This window comes from Streptomyces sp. NPDC031554 (assembly GCF_055580685.1).
Window position 1 is genome coordinate 163,331 of record NZ_JBVIKX010000003.1, and the last position, 16,601, is coordinate 179,931.

At 68.9% G+C, this 16,601-nt stretch carries 12 protein-coding genes; 8 read left to right on the plus strand and 4 right to left on the minus strand.

Going from position 1 to position 16,601, the window contains the following annotated elements; translation table 11 throughout:
- Positions 1–90: 90 nt before the first annotated feature.
- The 4 genes from ACZ5FU_RS09390 to ACZ5FU_RS09405 all read left to right on the plus strand — a co-directional run bounded on the left by ACZ5FU_RS09390 (position 91) and on the right by ACZ5FU_RS09405 (position 4,277).
- Positions 91–1,380, plus strand: a complete 1,290-nt coding sequence (locus ACZ5FU_RS09390) for a hypothetical protein (protein WP_469045269.1) — start codon at positions 91–93, stop codon at positions 1,378–1,380.
- 48 nt (positions 1,381–1,428) lie between these two features.
- The gene (locus ACZ5FU_RS09395) at positions 1,429–2,055 is read left to right on the plus strand and encodes a plasmid mobilization protein (protein ID WP_469045144.1); all 627 of its coding nucleotides are present in this window, start codon (positions 1,429–1,431) and stop codon (positions 2,053–2,055) included.
- Complete coding sequence (locus ACZ5FU_RS09400) at positions 2,052–3,788, plus strand: relaxase/mobilization nuclease domain-containing protein (protein WP_469045145.1); 1,737 nt, start codon at positions 2,052–2,054, stop codon at positions 3,786–3,788. Before ACZ5FU_RS09395 ends, ACZ5FU_RS09400 begins: the two co-directional genes overlap by 4 nt.
- A gap of 108 nt (positions 3,789–3,896) precedes the next feature.
- Positions 3,897–4,277, plus strand: a complete 381-nt coding sequence (locus ACZ5FU_RS09405; RefSeq protein WP_391201263.1) for a hypothetical protein — start codon at positions 3,897–3,899, stop codon at positions 4,275–4,277.
- Positions 4,278–4,506: 229 nt separating this feature from the next.
- On the opposite strand, the gene ACZ5FU_RS09410 is transcribed toward ACZ5FU_RS09405, so the two are convergent.
- Both ACZ5FU_RS09410 and ACZ5FU_RS09415 read right to left on the minus strand, forming a co-directional pair.
- Complete coding sequence (locus ACZ5FU_RS09410) at positions 4,507–5,328, minus strand: SPDY domain-containing protein (RefSeq protein WP_391201262.1); 822 nt, start codon at positions 5,326–5,328, stop codon at positions 4,507–4,509.
- Between the two features lie 161 nt (positions 5,329–5,489).
- Complete coding sequence (locus tag ACZ5FU_RS09415; protein WP_391201260.1) at positions 5,490–5,843, minus strand: SPDY domain-containing protein; 354 nt, start codon at positions 5,841–5,843, stop codon at positions 5,490–5,492.
- 426 nt (positions 5,844–6,269) lie between these two features.
- On the opposite strand from ACZ5FU_RS09415, the gene ACZ5FU_RS09420 reads away from it, so the two are divergent.
- From ACZ5FU_RS09420 to ACZ5FU_RS09430, 3 genes are read left to right on the plus strand one after another with little or no spacing between them, the layout of a single operon-like run.
- Complete coding sequence (locus tag ACZ5FU_RS09420) at positions 6,270–7,436, plus strand: restriction endonuclease-related protein (RefSeq protein ID WP_469045146.1); 1,167 nt, start codon at positions 6,270–6,272, stop codon at positions 7,434–7,436.
- Positions 7,433–10,738: a hypothetical protein gene (locus ACZ5FU_RS09425; RefSeq protein WP_469045147.1), complete on the plus strand. Its 3,306-nt coding sequence runs from the start codon at positions 7,433–7,435 to the stop codon at positions 10,736–10,738. Before ACZ5FU_RS09420 ends, ACZ5FU_RS09425 begins: the two co-directional genes overlap by 4 nt.
- Positions 10,738–13,368: an RNaseH domain-containing protein gene (locus ACZ5FU_RS09430; protein ID WP_469045148.1), complete on the plus strand. Its 2,631-nt coding sequence runs from the start codon at positions 10,738–10,740 to the stop codon at positions 13,366–13,368. Before ACZ5FU_RS09425 ends, ACZ5FU_RS09430 begins: the two co-directional genes overlap by 1 nt.
- Positions 13,369–13,425: 57 nt before the next feature.
- On the opposite strand, the gene ACZ5FU_RS09435 is transcribed toward ACZ5FU_RS09430, so the two are convergent.
- Both ACZ5FU_RS09435 and ACZ5FU_RS09440 read right to left on the minus strand, forming a co-directional pair.
- Entirely contained in the window at positions 13,426–14,379 is a 954-nt protein-coding gene (locus ACZ5FU_RS09435; RefSeq protein ID WP_469045149.1) for an FAD-dependent oxidoreductase, read from the minus strand.
- Between the two features lie 10 nt (positions 14,380–14,389).
- A complete protein-coding gene (locus ACZ5FU_RS09440) occupies positions 14,390–15,835 on the minus strand; it encodes a carph-isopro domain-containing protein (RefSeq protein WP_469045150.1) in 1,446 nt (481 codons plus the stop codon).
- Positions 15,836–16,080: 245 nt separating this feature from the next.
- Here ACZ5FU_RS09440 and ACZ5FU_RS09445 point away from each other — a divergent pair, with 245 nt between their 5' ends.
- Positions 16,081–16,563 carry an ATP-binding protein gene (locus tag ACZ5FU_RS09445; protein ID WP_469045151.1) on the plus strand — a complete coding sequence of 161 codons (483 nt, stop codon included), beginning with the start codon at positions 16,081–16,083 and terminating at the stop codon, positions 16,561–16,563.
- Positions 16,564–16,601: the final 38 nt, after the last annotated feature.

A 16,601-nucleotide genomic window follows, 5' to 3' on the forward strand; every position in this document is an offset into this window, starting at 1 on the left:
ACCTTGGAGACCCTCCTGCCTTCTCTGACCCTCGTTTCCGCCACCCGGAACAGCGGCACGCCGCTCCGCCCGGACTGGGTCACCTCCCCGGTGACAACCCTGGCGCTCCTCATCTCTCTCGTGCTGCTGGGCCTGCTCGCCGGATGGCTGATTCGCCAGCAGCGCCGCCGGCCGCCCGGCGGCAAACGCTGGCGCGGGACAGTCGCGGTGCCCGTCGCGGCTATGGCCGCGCTCGGCTGCACCGCCTACAGCGCGGACACCAGCTGGCGGTTCGCCGCCGACTACCTCGACATGGGCGGCACCGCCGAGCGCGTCGCGATGTTCGCCGCCGCCGAGCTGGCCCTGTTCGCCACCGCCCTGATGGCCCGGCAGAACCTCAACGGCCCGAAGCAAGCACCCGGCCTGCCCGGCACCCTCACCTGGGTCATCACCACCGTGCAGATCCTGCCCGCCTACGCCGAGTCCGGGCTGGTCGGCGGCACCGTGCGGGCCTTTGTCGGCCCGGTCATGGCCGCGATGCTGTGGCACCTGGCCATGGGCATCGAGCTGCGCCACCGAGCCCCCGACGCCGCCTCACGCGGTATGGCCGCCGTCCTCGTCCGCCAGGCACGCGAACGCCTCCTGGCCCGGCTCGGAATCGCCGACCAGGACGCCGATGCTGCCCGCCTCATCCGTGAGCGCGCGCTGAGTGAAGCCGTCGCCCTGATCCTGCGCGCCGAGTCGATGACCGACCGCAAGCGCGGCAGGCGGCGGCAGCGACGCCTGACGGAACGTCTGCACGAAGCGCTGGAGCGGGCCGACGTCGACGGGGACCCGCTCCAGGACGAGCTGCTGCTGCGCAAGCTCGCCACCCGCAAGCAGGCCCTTGACCTCGCGGCCATCACATTGCCGCCGCGCTGGCAGATTCCGGCCTCGTCCTCCACCCGAGAGTCCGGGTATGGCCACCCGCGCTCCGACCGCCTGGAAGCAATGCCGCGGGCAGAGGACGCTGCCCGTCCTCACCCATCAGAGCCGGGTGACGACGAGGTGCCTACGGCTGCCCGCCCGCAGCCTGCCCGCCCGGGTCCCGGGCTGCCCGCACGGGCAGAAGCCGAAGACAGCCCGGTGCCGACGGGCAACAGCGCGGGCAACGTGTCGGGCAGGCGCGAGCGGAAGGCGGCTGCCCGGAAGAAACGCGACGCGGGCAAAGCCCGTGCCTCCGACGAGGTCATCCTCAAGCACGCTCGCCGCATCTATGAGGAGACCGGCAGCGTCGGACGCGACCGGGTTGAGGACGCCCTGCGCGCCGTCGGCTACACCGTCTCCAGCGACGGCGTCGGACGAGTCGTCCGCGAGTTCAAGGCTCAGCTCAAGGCAGCAACCGGCGATCCGCTCCGCTGATCCCCGCAGCACCAGCACTTCCGACCAGACCCCGACCCGAAGGGCCCCATGCACGCCCCGCACCACGAAGCCCCCGTGCCTCACAAGCAATCTCTGCTGATCACCCCTGCCCCAGGCGGAGCAAGTTGGAGGTCCGGACACTCCCCCGCAGGGGGAGCGCCCGAACCCGACCCCGCCCCGGGGGTGGCGGGTCCCGTCCGGCACCAGGGGGCGCCGGACGGGAAGGCTGCGGCCAAGGGCGGACCGCAGCCAGGCAAGGCCAGCCCGAAGGGCAAGGCCAGAAAGGGGAAGTCGCGTCCGCGTGACAAGAAGCAGCGTCCCGCTCACAGTGTCCGCCTCAACGACCAGGAATTCGCTCTGATCCAGTCCGGCGCCGACCACGTCGGCATGAGCGTGGCCGGGTTCCTCGCCCACTCCGCCCTGGCCGCTGCCCGCGACCAGTCCCGCACCGCAGCGGCCATCGCCACCGAGCGGGACATCCTGACGGCCCTGTTCGGTGTGCGCCGTCAGCTCGGCTGGGCGGGCAGCAACGTCAACCAGATCGCCAAGGCACTCAACTCTGATGCCGACGCGCCGCACTTCGCCGCCGCCCTCGCCGACCTGCAACGCGCCGCACAGGCCGTCCAACGGGCAGCCGACAGGGTCGCCAACGGGCAGGAGGAACAGGCGGCTTGATCCCCCGGATCCACCAGCAGGGCAGCAACACCCTCGGGCTCCTGCACTACCTGTACGGCAAGGGCACCCACGAGGAGCACATCGACCCACACCTGGTCGCTTCCTTCGACGGCATGGCCGCCGACCCCGGCCGCGACCCCTCGGCGACGAAGAAGGACCTCCAGCACCTCCTCGACCAGCCCCTGTCCCTGCTCGACGCGGACCGGCGTCCCGACAAGCACGTCTGGCACTGCTCGGTGCGCGCCGCTCCCGACGACCCGATCCTGTCCGACGAGCAGTGGGGCGACATCGCCCGCCGCATGGTCGCCGCCACCGGCATCGACCCTGGCGACGGCGCCGGCTGCCGCTGGGCAGCCGTCCGGCACGCCGACGACCACATCCACATCATCGCCATACTCATCCGCGAAGACGGCCGCCGCCCCGACCACCACCGCTCCGGAAAACGCGCCCAGGCCGAGTGCCGACTGATCGAAAAGGAACTCGGCCTGCACCAGGTCGCGCCCGGGGACGGCACCGCCGCCAAGCGGGCCACCAGCGCGGAGCGGCACAAGGCCGAACGCACGGGCAGGCAGCGTCCGGCGCGGGAGGAGCTGCGGGAGACCGTACGGCGCGCTGTCGCCGGCGCCGGCAGCGAGGAGGAGTTCTTCAACCGGCTGGCCGCCGCCGGTCTTCTGATCCGTAAGCGCGTCGCGCCCTCAGGTGACCTGCTCGGCTACAAGGTAGCCCTGCCCGACGACCGCAACGGTGAGAAGGAGCCGGTGTTCTACGCGGGCTCGACGCTCGCACCCGATCTGTCCCTGCCCCGCATCCGCGAACGCTGGGCCCTGCCCGTGAAGGCTGTGACCTCGGCGGACGGCTCCGGGCGGGAACAGCCGGTCCGGCCGGACGTGACAGGTCCCGCGTTCGCGCGGCGCCGGGCCACCGCAGCCACCTGGCAGGCCCTCCTGGTCATCGATCACGGTGATGACGGCGCGGCAGCGGCGCAGATCGCTGCTGCGGGTGAGGTGCTGGACGCGCTGGCCAAGACCTCCGCCGCCCATACCCGCGCCGAGCTGCGCGAGGCGGCGTTCGTGTTCGAGCGGGCCAGCCGCTCCCACGTGAAGGCCGTACGCGGGCACGACCGGGCCCTGCGCCAGGCCGCCCGCGACCTCGTCCACAGCGGCCCCGCCCTGGGCCGAGGAGAAGACGGCGCCACCACCGCCATGCTCATCGACATGGCCTTCTTCCTCGCCACAGCTGCGGCGAACTGGCACGCCAAGAAGCACCACAGCCAGCAGGCCGCAGCAGCCCGGCAAGCCGCCGAACACCTGCGCGCCGCCTACCAAGCCGCCGCGGCCGAGTCCATGGCCGTCCTCCGCCAGCGAGGCCAACGCCTGGCCCCGCGTGCTCGGCAGCGGCAAGCCGACCTCCTGCACGAGGTGCTGCCGGATCTGGCCGCACAGGTCCAGGCCGAACCCGGCTGGCCCGCCCTGGCTGCCACCCTCGACGACGCCCGGAAGGCCGGCCATGACCCGACCGCCCTGCTGACCGAAGCCGCCGGACGGCGCGAGCTCGACACCGCCACCTCCATCAGCGACGTCCTGGTATGGCGCCTGCGGCGCAGCGCCCACCTGCCCGCCCTACCCGAGCACCCCCACGACACACCCGCGCGAGGCAGTCGGCGCCAAGGGGCCTTGGCACCCCGCGCGCTGCCGAAGCAGGGCGGCCTGCACGACCCCATCCGACGGCGTTGACCAGCGAAAAGCCAGTGGAACATAGCCGACGATCGGCGGTTGGGCAAACCGCCGAATCTCCGGATCATTGATGCCTCCACCCACCTCATTCCTGTGAGGAGCACCCGTATGCCCACAACCCAAGCCCGGCCCGAGATCGTCGTCCTGCTCTGCAACGCGGACATCAAGCACAAGCGTGAAACCAACACGTGGAACCACCTCGACGGGCGCCCGTTCAGCAAGGAGGAACGGGCCCTCGTCCTCAGCGCCACCCGCGTCGAGTTCGAAGAGATCCAGGAACAGTTCAACCGATACCGGGAGTACCGGCGCACGGTAGACGAAGCTCCGGATGTCCTTGAGCAGTTCCTGGCCCCATTCATGGAGCGGCTCGCCGAGAAGAAGCTCGGCAACGCCGTCGAGCTCATGAACGAGGACGAGCGAGCCGAGCTCGATCACCTCCTCGGCCTCATCGTCGGACCAGTCCGTCCCTTCGCCCCGTACACCTTCTAACCGGGAAGACCAGCGTGGCGGTGCCCCGCTCCCAAGCCAGAGCCAGCCTCTGACACACAGAGCCAAGGGCGTTCAGGCGGTAGCCGGTACAACGCACCGCCGCGAATGAAGCACGGACCGCTCCCTGTAACCGCGGACCGTGACGCCACGCAGACGCCGGCCGAGACACAGCAGCACGAAGCCGGGCCTCCCCTCGGGGAGGCCCGGCTTCCATACGTTGAACGGGCCCTCAGCTGGCTGGAGCGCGCAGGAGTCGCTCGCGTGTGCTCTCCGGCAACACCCGGCGCAGGACCGGGGCGCTGGAGCTGAGGGAGCCGGCGAACGCGGCGACGAGGTCGTGCGGCACGCTGACGCTGAACGACGCGGCCCACAGGTAACCCGCGCCGAACACCGGCTCGGCCCACGCCTGCCACCCCGCCAGGGTCGCCTCGCCAACGTCGGCCACCAGCGCGAGCGGGTCGCCATCCTGAATGAGGGGCGGCACCTCACCCAGGTGGATGTGGGAGGCGAACGTCGGGTCCACCGCTCCGGTGCCGGGCTGGTCGACGTCGCGCAGCCAACCGTGTGCCGTTACCGCGTCGAGGACCAGCTCGGGGCCACCGCACTGCAGAGCGGGCTGATCGCGGGCGTCGAGCCCGGCAAGGAAGCCGGCGAGGACCTCCCCCGGGACATCGGGGGTGAAGTAGGCCGACCACTGGGCGAGCGGACTGCTCGGGTCCGTACGCGCAGACACTTGCCAGGCGATCGGCAGGTTCCCCAGGTGGAACGGCTCGTCCGACAGAACCCACTGCGCCCACCGCAGGGAGTCGGGGCTGAAGTGCAGGACAGTGCTGCGCAGGACCTGACGGTCCTCCGGCGCCTCATCCGGCTCCTGGCGCCCGCGGACGATCGTCAGGTTCGTCCAGCCCAGACCGGCGAGCGTGTCAGCGACGGCGTCGTAGAGGCGTCCGTCGTCACCGGCCAGGTGCCGGGGCCCGACCCAGTACGCGGACGGGACGCAGGCCGGAGCGGGTGGATCGATCGGGAAATCGGGATGCAGGTATACCTCCAAGGGGTTGGGGGCTGGGGCTTGATGCCGCCAGTGCTGCGTGCAACTGGATGGACGTGCCGGACTGGCCTTCCGGCGACCTCGGGTGGCAGATACCGGTCCACCCCGTCTCGCCCGCACCAGGCAGACGACAGGTTCCCCAGGGGCGCCGATTCGTCTGGCTGTCACACCCGCTGGGAGGTCTCCAGCACGCACGCGACTGCGGCAGCGACGACATCCGCCGGCGTCTCGGTGTCGAAGGACATCTGGTAGCCGCGCACCTTGGCCGTACCGGTGACGGCGATCTTCCACCCCTCGCCGTCGGTACCAGGACGCCCGAGCGGAAACCATCCAAGGTAGAAGCGACCATCCTTCGAATTGACGTGCACGTCCGCGCGGTCGTCCACGACCAGGTGGAAGTCGTCGGCGGAGAACTGATCCATCACGAGCGTGGCCTGACCCGGGCCGAGCAGCCACTCACGCAGCCGCAGGGCCTCGACCGTGGTGGAGAATCCGGGGCCCTGGGGTGCCGCAGTCACGGGCAATCACCTCTTTGACCTGGAGCTTTTTGCGAGAAGGTCGTCCAGGTTCACATGCTCTTGCGGCGTTGGCCAGTCATTCATGGATCTTTGCTGTCTGCCCCCGGCGAACTGAGACACAGAGCGCCAGACCTCGCGGTTCAACCGCGGAAAGCGGCGTGCGCGCAGTGGGGGCAGTTCCACACCATGCCGATCTTCGGGCGGGGGCGCTTATACCGAGGGGCACTGACATCGCTCCCGTGACTGCGATCAGTTCAAGCCACCTTCGGGCTCTTCATCACGTGCCTTGACGATTGCGCGTTCTACGGCGCGCCCCATTTGACGAGGTGCTAGCCGAACCAAGAGCGTGCTCGTTCCGTACCTAATCGGCTGAAAAGCGCGCACCCTGGCGGTCACTTGCGGCGCCGTGGGTCACCCTGATCAGCCATGGCGCGCGAACAGAAGGATTTGGCGCTGACCGACGCGGTCGGCGCCCGAACGGCCACAGTGAAGCTGGTTGGTGACCTGACGACGGCCGGGCTGCGTGCCGCGCAGGCATGGACGGTTCGCCGGGAGCAGCCAGAGGCATGGCGAGAGGTCTCGCGCATGCACGGGGTCTTCCTCAGCCTGCTGTCTCCCGGCTGCGGGCCGGCGACGCCGCGCGACCTGATCAAGTTTCTCCACCGCCCCATGAGGGAGTGGGTGCCGCTCGACTGGGACTCGCTACCCGACGAGGTCGGCTCTTTCAAGATCCTTGGGGCGGACGACTTGCTGACCGGTGATGCCGTTGAGTATGGGTCCGACTACAGCGAGGCTCTCTTCGAGGACCACGAGGCCGGCATCGATTGGGTACCTCGGTGGGCCAGGCAGACGTTCGAAAGAGTCGAGCGCGCCATCTACGGGGTGCTGTCGTCAGCTGGGCAGGAGGAGTATGTCGCCACAAGGCAGATGCTGATCGAGGTACCGGCGGGCACGGCGGACCGCGTCAGCGACGAGCTGCACGCGCGCGGCGCGCTGCACACCGAGGCATATGAGCCGCTGCCACCGGACCGGCAGTTCGTGGTGGGGTCCGAGTCCTGGTACGTGCCGTGTCCGACGTGCAAGTGGCCCATGCACGTCCAAGGCGCGTCGCTGGCGTGTCGTTATCCTCCGCACTTCGGCCGGTTTCAGGTGACGGACGAGCGTGACGGCAGCGGCGTGCCGCGAGTTCGCGGTCCCGTGGTGGCGTCCGCGCTCAGCGCCGCCGATGTGGTGTGCGTGCATGAGGCGGTCTGGCGCTACATCACGGTCCCCGGCGTCACCGAGGTTGCCTTGATGAGGTGGCTGGCGGATCAGGCTGGAATCGGCGGGGACGCGGTGACGAAGTGGCCGCACAAAGACAGGTGGGACATTACCGTGCGGGCTGGCGCCACCATCTTCGAGGTCGACCTCAAGGACACCAGATCCCCGTCGAAGATCACCGCCAGGCCACCCCGGGCCCGGCACGTCGTGGTGCCCGACTACCGGGCCTGGCAGGTCGCCCAGCTGCGGCGCTCACTTCCCGCGGGCTACGAGGTGCGTACGGTGCGCACGTTCAAGACCGCGATCCGGAACGCCCTGAAGGAGGCGCGGTGAGCGGTCGCTCCCTGGCCACTATGAATGTGCAGCGTCTGAGCACGCTGGCCGCGCTGGCTCTGGCGGCACGACTGTTCCCGAATCGCTCGGAGGAGCCCTTCCGTCACGCTTCGGCGATCCGTGACGCGCATTTCCTCCTGTCCGGGCATACCCATCTGTGGAACCGCTACGAGGAGCTGTCGTGCGAGGACACGCGGCGAGTCACCAGACTTCTGTGGCACCGACCCGCTCGCTTGGCGATCCTCGCGGCCTTCCGCCGGGCGGTCGAAAACCTCTTCGACTCGCCCGATCTGCCCGAGGGATTCGCGGCTCTTGACGACGAGCACTACTTGGTGACCGTCCAGCAGCGTCTTGCATCGCTGGTGGACCAGGTGTTGGAGGAGCTAGATGGTCGCCGGGCAGCGGCCGACGAGGGACGGAGCCGGGATCTGGCCCTCCAAGGTCACTTCCGCATCGGCACCCAGATCCCTGACCCGAGCCGCCCCGGCAACGGCGTGATCCAGGCCCACTACGTCCTCGACCTGCCCCAGATCCAGGCGTCGCTGCCGGACTTCGGTAAGCCCAAGGAATGCCTCAGGCTGCAGGTGCCGATCGACGCACTGCGCGCGATCGCGGACGCGCAGGACCGCGCCTTCGGGCAAAGCCACCGGCGCAAGAGCCTGGAACGGCTCTTCAAGCACATCCGTCGAGCCGACGGCTCCCTGCTCGCCGACGGCTTCCTCATCCTGGACGCCGGCTTGATCCGCGTGCTGAGCGCCTGCACGGGTTCGGGCAAGAGCGTCCTGGCCAAGCTGCTCGCCGCGTGGGGCGTGAAGAACAACCTGGTGACCGGGATCGTCGTGCCGCGCAACGACAGCGTGCTCTCCTTCACCCGCGCGATCCGCGAAGAGCTGCACGCACTCGGTCTCCAGGACGCGGTCGTGGTGCCGCTGATCTCCCCGAACAGCATGCAAGAGGAGGCCGAGAAGGTAGCTCGCAGCCTCATTGAGGAAGGGCGAGCCCATGAGGCGGATGAGGCGTACGGCGAGTTCGCCTATGGATGCGCCATACAGGCTAAGTCCACCAACACGCAGGACGTCGACCTGTGGCAGCCCGGCCACGAGAGGTGCTCCGACTTCGAGGGGACCGATCCCGAGAGCGGTGAGACCCGGCGCCACCGCTGTCCGTGGTTCGCGCACTGCGGGAAGCATCGTCATCAGCTGAACCTCGACAAGGCCGACGTCATCATCACCAACCACATCAACCTGATGTCCGGCCGCCTGCATATCCCTGTCCTGGCCGAAGGCGACGTGCGCAACTACATGACCGTCGAGGAAGCGCTCCTTCGACTCACCCACGTTCTGCTCATTGATGAGGCGGACGCCTTCCAGGCCACTGGGTTCGCCAAGAGCGCCCACCACGTCACGCTGGCCCGCTACGGCAGCCGGCAACCCAGCGCCCTGCAAGAGCTCCACGACCAGTTCAGCATCCGCGCCGGTGCCCTGATGTACGAGCTGGAGCGCTACATCCACCCCAAGATCACCCAAGCGCGCTTCCTCGCCGAGAGCTATGTCAGCAACGCCGCGCATGGGCGTATCGCCCAGAGGGGGCCCAACGAACGCAACCGCCAGCAGCTGGCCCGCCGTCGCCTGATCATCCCGCGCCGCTGGGACGCCTGGTGCACCGCACGCCTGTGGCGGGCACCTGACGGCGAGTCACCCACACGCGAGCAGATCGATACCTTCCGCAAGCTGTTCAACCCGAAGGAGGAAGCACAGCTCACGGGCGCGAGGGTCCCGGTCGTACCGGGGGTCGGCGAGAGCACTCGCGAACACCTGACCCAGTTGCGCACCGAATTGCTCGACGCGACCGCGCTGCGCGAAGGCACCGATCCCGTTTTCGACAACGTGCACGCGCGGATCGCCGCCGCCGCGCGTCCCCTCCTGGACGAACACCTTGCCGATGACGACCGCGAACTTCTCGTCGATCTTCTCGTACGCAGGGCGTACCTGGAACAGATCCGCGCCCAGATCGAGTACGTGACCAGGTCCGGCACCTCACTGAAAGCCTCCGGTATTACGGCGGCCAACGAGCTGACCGAGATGCTGGAGGACAACAACCAATGGCATGCCGCCCCCTACGGTCCCCTGGGGGCGCCGGTATTCGGCTTCACGGCCATCCACGACATCGAGGACAAGCACCGCACCGAACTGGCCCTGACCTCCTTCGCGGGCGACCCGCACGCGTATACCGCACAACTCGGTGACACCACCGCGCTGGCGCTGTGCGGTCAGCGCCGCATCGTGCTCGGGCTGTCCGCAACCGCCCACATGCCAGGCGGGACCATGCACCACCTGATCACACCCCCTACCTGGTACGTCCCCGACGACATCACCGGCTCCCTCGTACTGCGGTCGCTCACCTTGCGGGACGAGCGGAACAACCCCATCCGGATTTCGGGAACCTCCGACATCCACCGGGACCAGGCCCATCAACAGATGGGCCGCGCCCTGTGGTCCCAGCACATCGTCCAGCACTTGAAGAAGCTCGCCAGCCGCCCTGCAACCGCACACCGCGCCCGCATCCTCGTCGCCTGCACCTCCTATGTCGGCGCCGCTCAACTCGCCGAAGGAATGATCTCCGCCGGCGCGGACCCGGAAATGATCGCGGTCGCCACCCGTGCGAGCGACGAGAACACGGTGCCGGCCCACTACCGGCGCCGCCCCGCCTGGTACGAGATCCCCTCGGACGCGCTCGAGCGCTTTCCCCACCACCCGACCGCCAAGATCCTCATCGCGCCGCTCGCCATCGCCGAGCGTGGATTGAACATGGTCGATCACAGCGGCCGGTCCTTGGTGGGCGAGGTCATTCTCGCCGTCCGCCCGATCCCGCTTATGGACGAACCCGCCCAGCTCCTCGCCCTGATCTCAAGCCGCGCCTACAGCAGCGTCACCCGCTCGGCCGACCCCGCGGAGACGCTCCGGCACCTGGCCATCACCTCCAGCTCCGTTCACGAGGAGCTTTTCCGCAGCCACCACTTCTTCCAGTCCCTGCCGAACAAGGTTCGGTTGTCGATCGTCGCCGAGATGCTCATCGGCATCATCCAGCTCGGTGGCCGAGTACGCCGGGGCGGCGACCGAGGCGTCCTCTACCTGGCTGACTACGCCTTCCACAACCCCTCCAGCGGCAGCGACCTGCCACGCCTGATCCGCGAACTGCGGGAGGGATGGAGCCGGAGCGGCGAGCTGGAGCTTCTCCAGAACATCTACGGCAGCACCCTCCGGGCGATCTTCGACTTCGCCGACGAAAGGACCAGCAACTGATGGCCGCCGCCCCCACGCGCCTCTACACCGCCGACTTCCCGCTCAGCCCGGATCTGATGGGGCAGGTGTGGCTCTACCCTCTCACCCCGGAGTTCGAAGACCTCTGGGAGATCTGCGAACGGCAGTGGGATCCCGAGGAAGGGTTCCGGACTCCACACGGCGCCCTGCGCGTCGCACTCGGCACGGTCACCGGCCGGATGATCGTTTTCACCGTCGCCCGCAGGCGCAACGTCCGGCCCGGCGAGGAACGGAGCCTGATCGTCGCCGACGGCCCTCTGGACCCCAGGCTCACCACGAGGTGCTTCGACGTCTGGCAGAAGCTGCACTTCCGCGCCGTCAGGGAGGGGCAGCTCCTCAGCCGACACATCGACTTCGAGCGCGCAGTATGCCGCCCCCTGCCCGATGTTCTCAAGCGGGACGAAGCCGGATACGTCACCGGACCCTGGTGGTGGAAAGACGCCGCGGGCTGGGCCGTCATCCAACGCCTCGCCGCACATCCCATGATCGACAAAGCCGATCCAGCTCAGCGCGCCACGACCTTCCGCGTCGGGCTGGCACACGACGCCAAGAGGCTGGTGGCCTGGGACTATCCCTACTACCGCACCATCTACCAGGGAAGGTCGAACGAACGGACAGGATGGGCGATGGCCTATGTCTCCGTCACCGGAGAAACCCGGCGCGGCCTGCCCGACCCGGTTCTCCGCTTCGACTGCCACGTCACGCGGGTTGCCGACCACTGGAGCAACGTCAAGACAGTCACCCTCAACCACCCTCAGTTCGACACCCTCCTGCGCGTCCCGGTACGCCACGTGCCCCAGCGCGGCCCTGACGGCGAGAAGCTCCGAGACAAGAACGGCCGCCTCATCTGGAAGACGGAGTTCCGTGGTCACACCGCCGCCATCGTCCAGGCATGCGGCCTCACCCCAGTGACTTTGCCCGACAAGGCTGATGGGGACCTCGAACGCGTCCGCGCCGTCTTCCGCAACAAGGGCAGTCACCTCGTCGGCAAGGGCGTCGGTGCGTACTTCACCCTGCGCATGACCACCCACATCGCTGATGTCCTGGGCGTCCAGCCGATCACATACGACAAGTCCCGCTACACGATTCCAGGTGCCTCCATCACCCACGGCCCCATCCCGGCCAAGAAGCTGCCCCGGGCACTGGAGGCCGCCGGCTGGAAGTCCATGCGCATGGTCGTCGTCCACGCCGCGGACACCACCCCCCGCCGCGTCATGCGCCAACTCCGCCAAGACTACGGAGTGCCAATTCCCGAAGCTCTCGTCGGATCGGACGCCAGGTTTGACGCGGAGATCATGGACGTCGCACCAGGCATCACAGTGGAGTTCCGTAAGATCCCCGAACTGACCATGCACGGCTCCCACGACCGCACGAGCATCGTCCAATCGAGTGGCTTCTTCCACTCTGACGACCCCGACCAACTCGTCGCCGCCATCTGCGAAACCACCTGGGACGGCAAGCCCATCCCCAATGACGGCAAGCCCCTCACCCGCAAGGCACTCGCCGCAGCCGGGGTCGTTAGCCAGTTCCTCACCGCGGCCGACGTCCCGGCGAAAGACGAGGAGACGGACTTCCGGACCAGCGCGGCCTTGCGCCACATCTTCCAGAACGCCGGCGTCATCGATGACCGGCTCGCGCGCGCGACGTGCGCCGCGCCGGACGTCCGCATGGAAGCGCCCCTCACCGAACCCGTCACCGTGGTCGGTATCCACCTGCGCCGCCACAACTACCGGCGTGTACGCGGCCAGGCACCCCGGCGGCCCAAGCTCGTCGCTTGCCTGGTCGCGATGCACTTCACACCCGACGCCGAGACGCCGCCGTGCACCGAGATGTACCACAATGGCCGGTGGCTGCGCTTCGCCGAGGGACGGGCTGCCTACCATGCCAGCGAGATCGGCAACGAGAACTGGGGTCGGGACGGCAACGGGGCCCGCGCGGTCCGCGACCACATCGAGACCGCCTTGGACAGCCTCATCCTCCCAGAGGGTTGCAACCGTGTTGTACTCGTGCTCGACAAGGAGGGCAGCCGGAGCATCTACGCCGGCATGGACGACAACCCGTTCGCCGGTGGTCTGCTCCCCGGTCGCGGCCTCGCCCAGGACGGCGTTGACGTGGCCGTCGCCCGGATCGCCTTCGGCCACCACGCAGCACGGCCTGCCACGGTCTACCGCGACGGCGCCGACGACCTCGCCACTATGAGCCCCAGCTACCGGCGGACCCTGATCTTCGAGAAGAGGCACCCCCACGAAACGGTCTGGATGCTCACGCAGCAGTCGCGCCAGCAGGCCGGCAACTCACCCATACTGCGCGAGGGCAACCGGCGAACCCGGGAGGACTTCCACACTCTCCCCTTCAATCCCATGAACAAGGACCTCCACGCCACCAGCCGCATCGAGATCGCTGTCCCCAGCCCAGGTGGCTGGGAGTGCGGCGACCTCGTGGCTTTCATCGCCCGCCAGTGCGACCAGGCCGTCGCGTGGGACCACCGCACCCTGCGCTCCGCCCCGCTCCACCTCGCCCACCACTCCGACAGGGACCACCCCGACTTCGGCAGCCACGATCCGGGTGACGGCGACGCAGGGGACGGCGAGCTGGAAGAGGAGCTGCTGTAGCTATACACGTCGTGCGCCGTGCTCAAGACCGGTGCCATGTTGCTCGCCGGGGTCGGATCACTTGGTGGCCAGCAACGTCCGAGCCTCATCGGCACAACCCCACGACAGCGTGACGCCGGCACCCCCGTGCCCGTAGTTGTGCACGACCACGGTGCCGTCCTCCCACCGGTCGCTCTCCACACGGATCGTGGCGCGGGTCGGTCGAGCACCGATCCGGTGCTCCAGGACACGGGCCTCGGCGAGGCGGGGCTCGACCTCGGCACAGCGGGCGAGGATGCCGGCAGCCGCCTTGTCGTCGGGGGCCAGATCGCCCTCTCCGTCGATCGCTGTGCCGCCCAGGACGACGGTGTCCCCGTGCGGGTAGAAGCACAGGAGGTCCGGGGAAAGTCCGGTGTCTTCGGAGAAGAACTCGGTCAGCCCGGGGTTGGTGACGACGACGTGCTGGCCGCGAATGGGCCGGAGGTCAGGGTCCGGAACCAGGTCGCGTGCCCCAAGGCCCGCGCAGTTGACGATCGCCGAAGCCGGACTGGCGTCCGAGAGCGAGGTCAGCCGTCGCTGTTCGAGCACACCTCCGGCGTCGCTGAGCCGGCGCAGGAGGTAGTCGAGGTAGGTAGGCATGTCGATCAGTGGCACGGTGAACCGGTAGCCCGCCGTGAACCCGGCCGGAAGTTCGGCCCGCTCGCACAGCCGGAAACCCGGCAATGTGGTGGCCCAGTCTGGCGCGGCTTCGGCCGTTCGGGACGCTTCGATGCCACTGGTCAGCCGGACGCCCGTCGCCGGGTCCTGGGCCAGCTCCCGGAAGATTTCCAAGGACCGTTGTCCCCACTGGTCGACCTTGTCCTTCGGCTCGACCAAGTAAGGCCCCCACATCGCCCCGGCCGCCAGCGAAGTGACCCCCGGCACCTGCTCGGCGATCACGTGCACCGAAGCCCCGGCCTCGGCGAGAACGACGGCCGTGGTGAGCCCAGCCACCCCAGCCCCGACAACGAGAACGCGCTCCCCTGCGGTCATGAACCTGACCCTAACGGCCGGGTTGCGTCGATGGTGCGTGTTGGGCGAGGGCGTCCTCCAAGGCTGGCAGGAAGCCACGCACGTGAGGGTTGCGCTGTCGGCGACGGAGGTCGGCGGCAAGCTGGTGGAGCAGCGCCGCGCTGCGAGGCGAGCGGACGACATCAAGGCGGTCGGCCGCGATCTGGCCGATCTCGCAGGCTGCCTCCAGGTCTCCATGCGCGCTGTGGCCCAGGGCCAGCCAGGCTCCCTCGAACATGGCTCGGCGCTGGCTCGGGTCACCGCGCGGGGCGTCGTACGCCCCGGACCTGAGCATCTCGGTCCCCTGGGCGAGGAAGCGACGGCTCTTCTTTCCGCTCTCCGCCTTCTGCTGTGCACGACCCATCTGAACGAGGCCGTAACCAGCCTGGCAGTCCAGGTGGTTGTCAGTGAGGAAGTACATCCAGCGAGGCTCTTCTTGGCTGCCGTCCCGGCTTGCGATCAGTTCGCGGGCAGCGCCACGAGTGTGAGCGAAGTCGTTGTCACGGCCGGCGGCGGCGTACGCGTAGGCGAGCCGGGACAGGACGGACGCCCGGACGGCCAGCGGTGCGGCGTCACTCGCACGGCGGGCGGCCTCACCGAGGGCGATGGCGTCCGCGGGGTGTCCTCGACTCGCCGCCTGGAAGGAGAGGTCGCCCAAGATGTGGGCACACAGGGGGAGATCGTTGACCTGATGCGCGGCCCGGAGCGCCGTGACGAAGTAGCGCTGCGCCAGTCCGTGGTCGGCCGCGTCGAAGGCCATCCAGCCGGCCAACTGGCCGATCTCCGCCAGCGCGCGGATCAGACGGCTCGCGACAGCCGGAAGGTGGCCGCCTTCGCGAATCAGCAGCCCGACAGCCCGGAACTGTGCTCCGACGTAGGGCAGATGACGTGCCCCTCCGTGCTCGTCATCGAGCAACTGGAGCATGGGGAGATGCTGCTCCACCTGGTTCACGAGCGGACCGGCGCCGAGCGGCGACGCCATTCGAGGCGTCGACTGACCGCGTCCCGCGGTGCCGTCGAGGTACTGGGCGACGATCGCGAGGAGTCCCGCGCCCGAGATCGCGAGGAACCGGCGACGGTCGACGAGCCCTCCCATCACCCAGTCCTCCACGATCGCCTCCATGCCCTGCGCGGTCCAAGGCCGCGCGAGATCCGTGTCCGCGGGGACCAGCGCTGACGAGTCGCCCACACGCCCCTGCCACAGTTCGGCCACCGAGACATTCCTACCCAGCTCCTGGGAGAGCACGTAGGCGGCCATCATCGGCAATGGCGAGCGCGGCAGGGAGCCTGCGTCCCGCCAGTGGTACGGCGCCGACTCGGCCACCGTCCCCGCGCCGAACACTCGGTTGAGCTTGCGAGCGAGCGCCTTCGGGCTCCACCCGAGTTCGTCGAGGCACCCCGCCAGTACGACGTTGGGCTCGCCTGTCTGCGGTGCCACGTGCGACCACCCTTCGCTCCAGTGGTTCGTCCATCACTTCGCGGGCCCCATGGTGATGCCCCTGGACGGACGATTCACCACCTTCGCATGGAAGTTGACCGAGTTGACCCACTGATCGGGTCCTGTCTGACCGTCCCTCTCCTGTATTCTTGGATCCCGGCGGAGGCGCCCGTCTTCCGAGCCGACGGAGAAAGAGGTGGGCCTTGAGACAGCACACGAGTACCTCCCCAGGCCGACCGGGCCGTGTGCTGGACCGTGACGCCGGACGACCAACCTCCGCCCCCAGACGCGGGCTTGTCGCTGGCGACGGCACGACCACCCTGATCACGGATCTGCCGTACGGACCGGAAGCGGCCGAGGTCGCCCGGTGCGCCGTGACGCTGGCACTGCGTGGCACTGACACGGACGTACTTGCTGACGCCCGCCTGATCGGATCGGAGCTCGCGACGAACGCCTTCGTCTCGGGCAGTCCGCCGTTGGTTCTGTGCGTCGACCGCAGGAGTCTGGCCAGCGGCGGCCTGGAGGTCGAGATCACCGTCACCGACGGCGGCTGTTCCCGACCCGCACCCGCTTCTCCTGCCGCTCCCGACGAGCAGGCCGAATCAGGACGGGGACTGGTCATCGTCGATGCCTTGGCCGATGCCTGGTCGCTGACCACTGGCACCCACGGCTCTCGTGCCTGGTGCCGACTCGCCCACAGGCCGCGCTCTTCGTCCGCCGGCGCCTGACGTCCACGCCTGCCCAAACCGTCCTCCAAGGAGGCACC

Excerpts from the sequence above, each read along its gene's own strand:
- ACZ5FU_RS09395 (WP_469045144.1), top strand. The coding sequence starts at position 1,429 with ATGCACGCCCCGCACCACGAAGCCCCCGTGCCTCACAAGCAATCTCTG.
- ACZ5FU_RS09435 (WP_469045149.1), bottom strand. The coding sequence starts at position 14,379 with ATGACCGCAGGGGAGCGCGTTCTCGTTGTCGGGGCTGGGGTGGCTGGG.
- ACZ5FU_RS09405 (WP_391201263.1), top strand. The coding sequence starts at position 3,897 with ATGCCCACAACCCAAGCCCGGCCCGAGATCGTCGTCCTGCTCTGCAAC.
- ACZ5FU_RS09420 (WP_469045146.1), top strand. The coding sequence starts at position 6,270 with ATGGCGCGCGAACAGAAGGATTTGGCGCTGACCGACGCGGTCGGCGCC.
- ACZ5FU_RS09430 (WP_469045148.1), top strand. The coding sequence starts at position 10,738 with ATGGCCGCCGCCCCCACGCGCCTCTACACCGCCGACTTCCCGCTCAGC.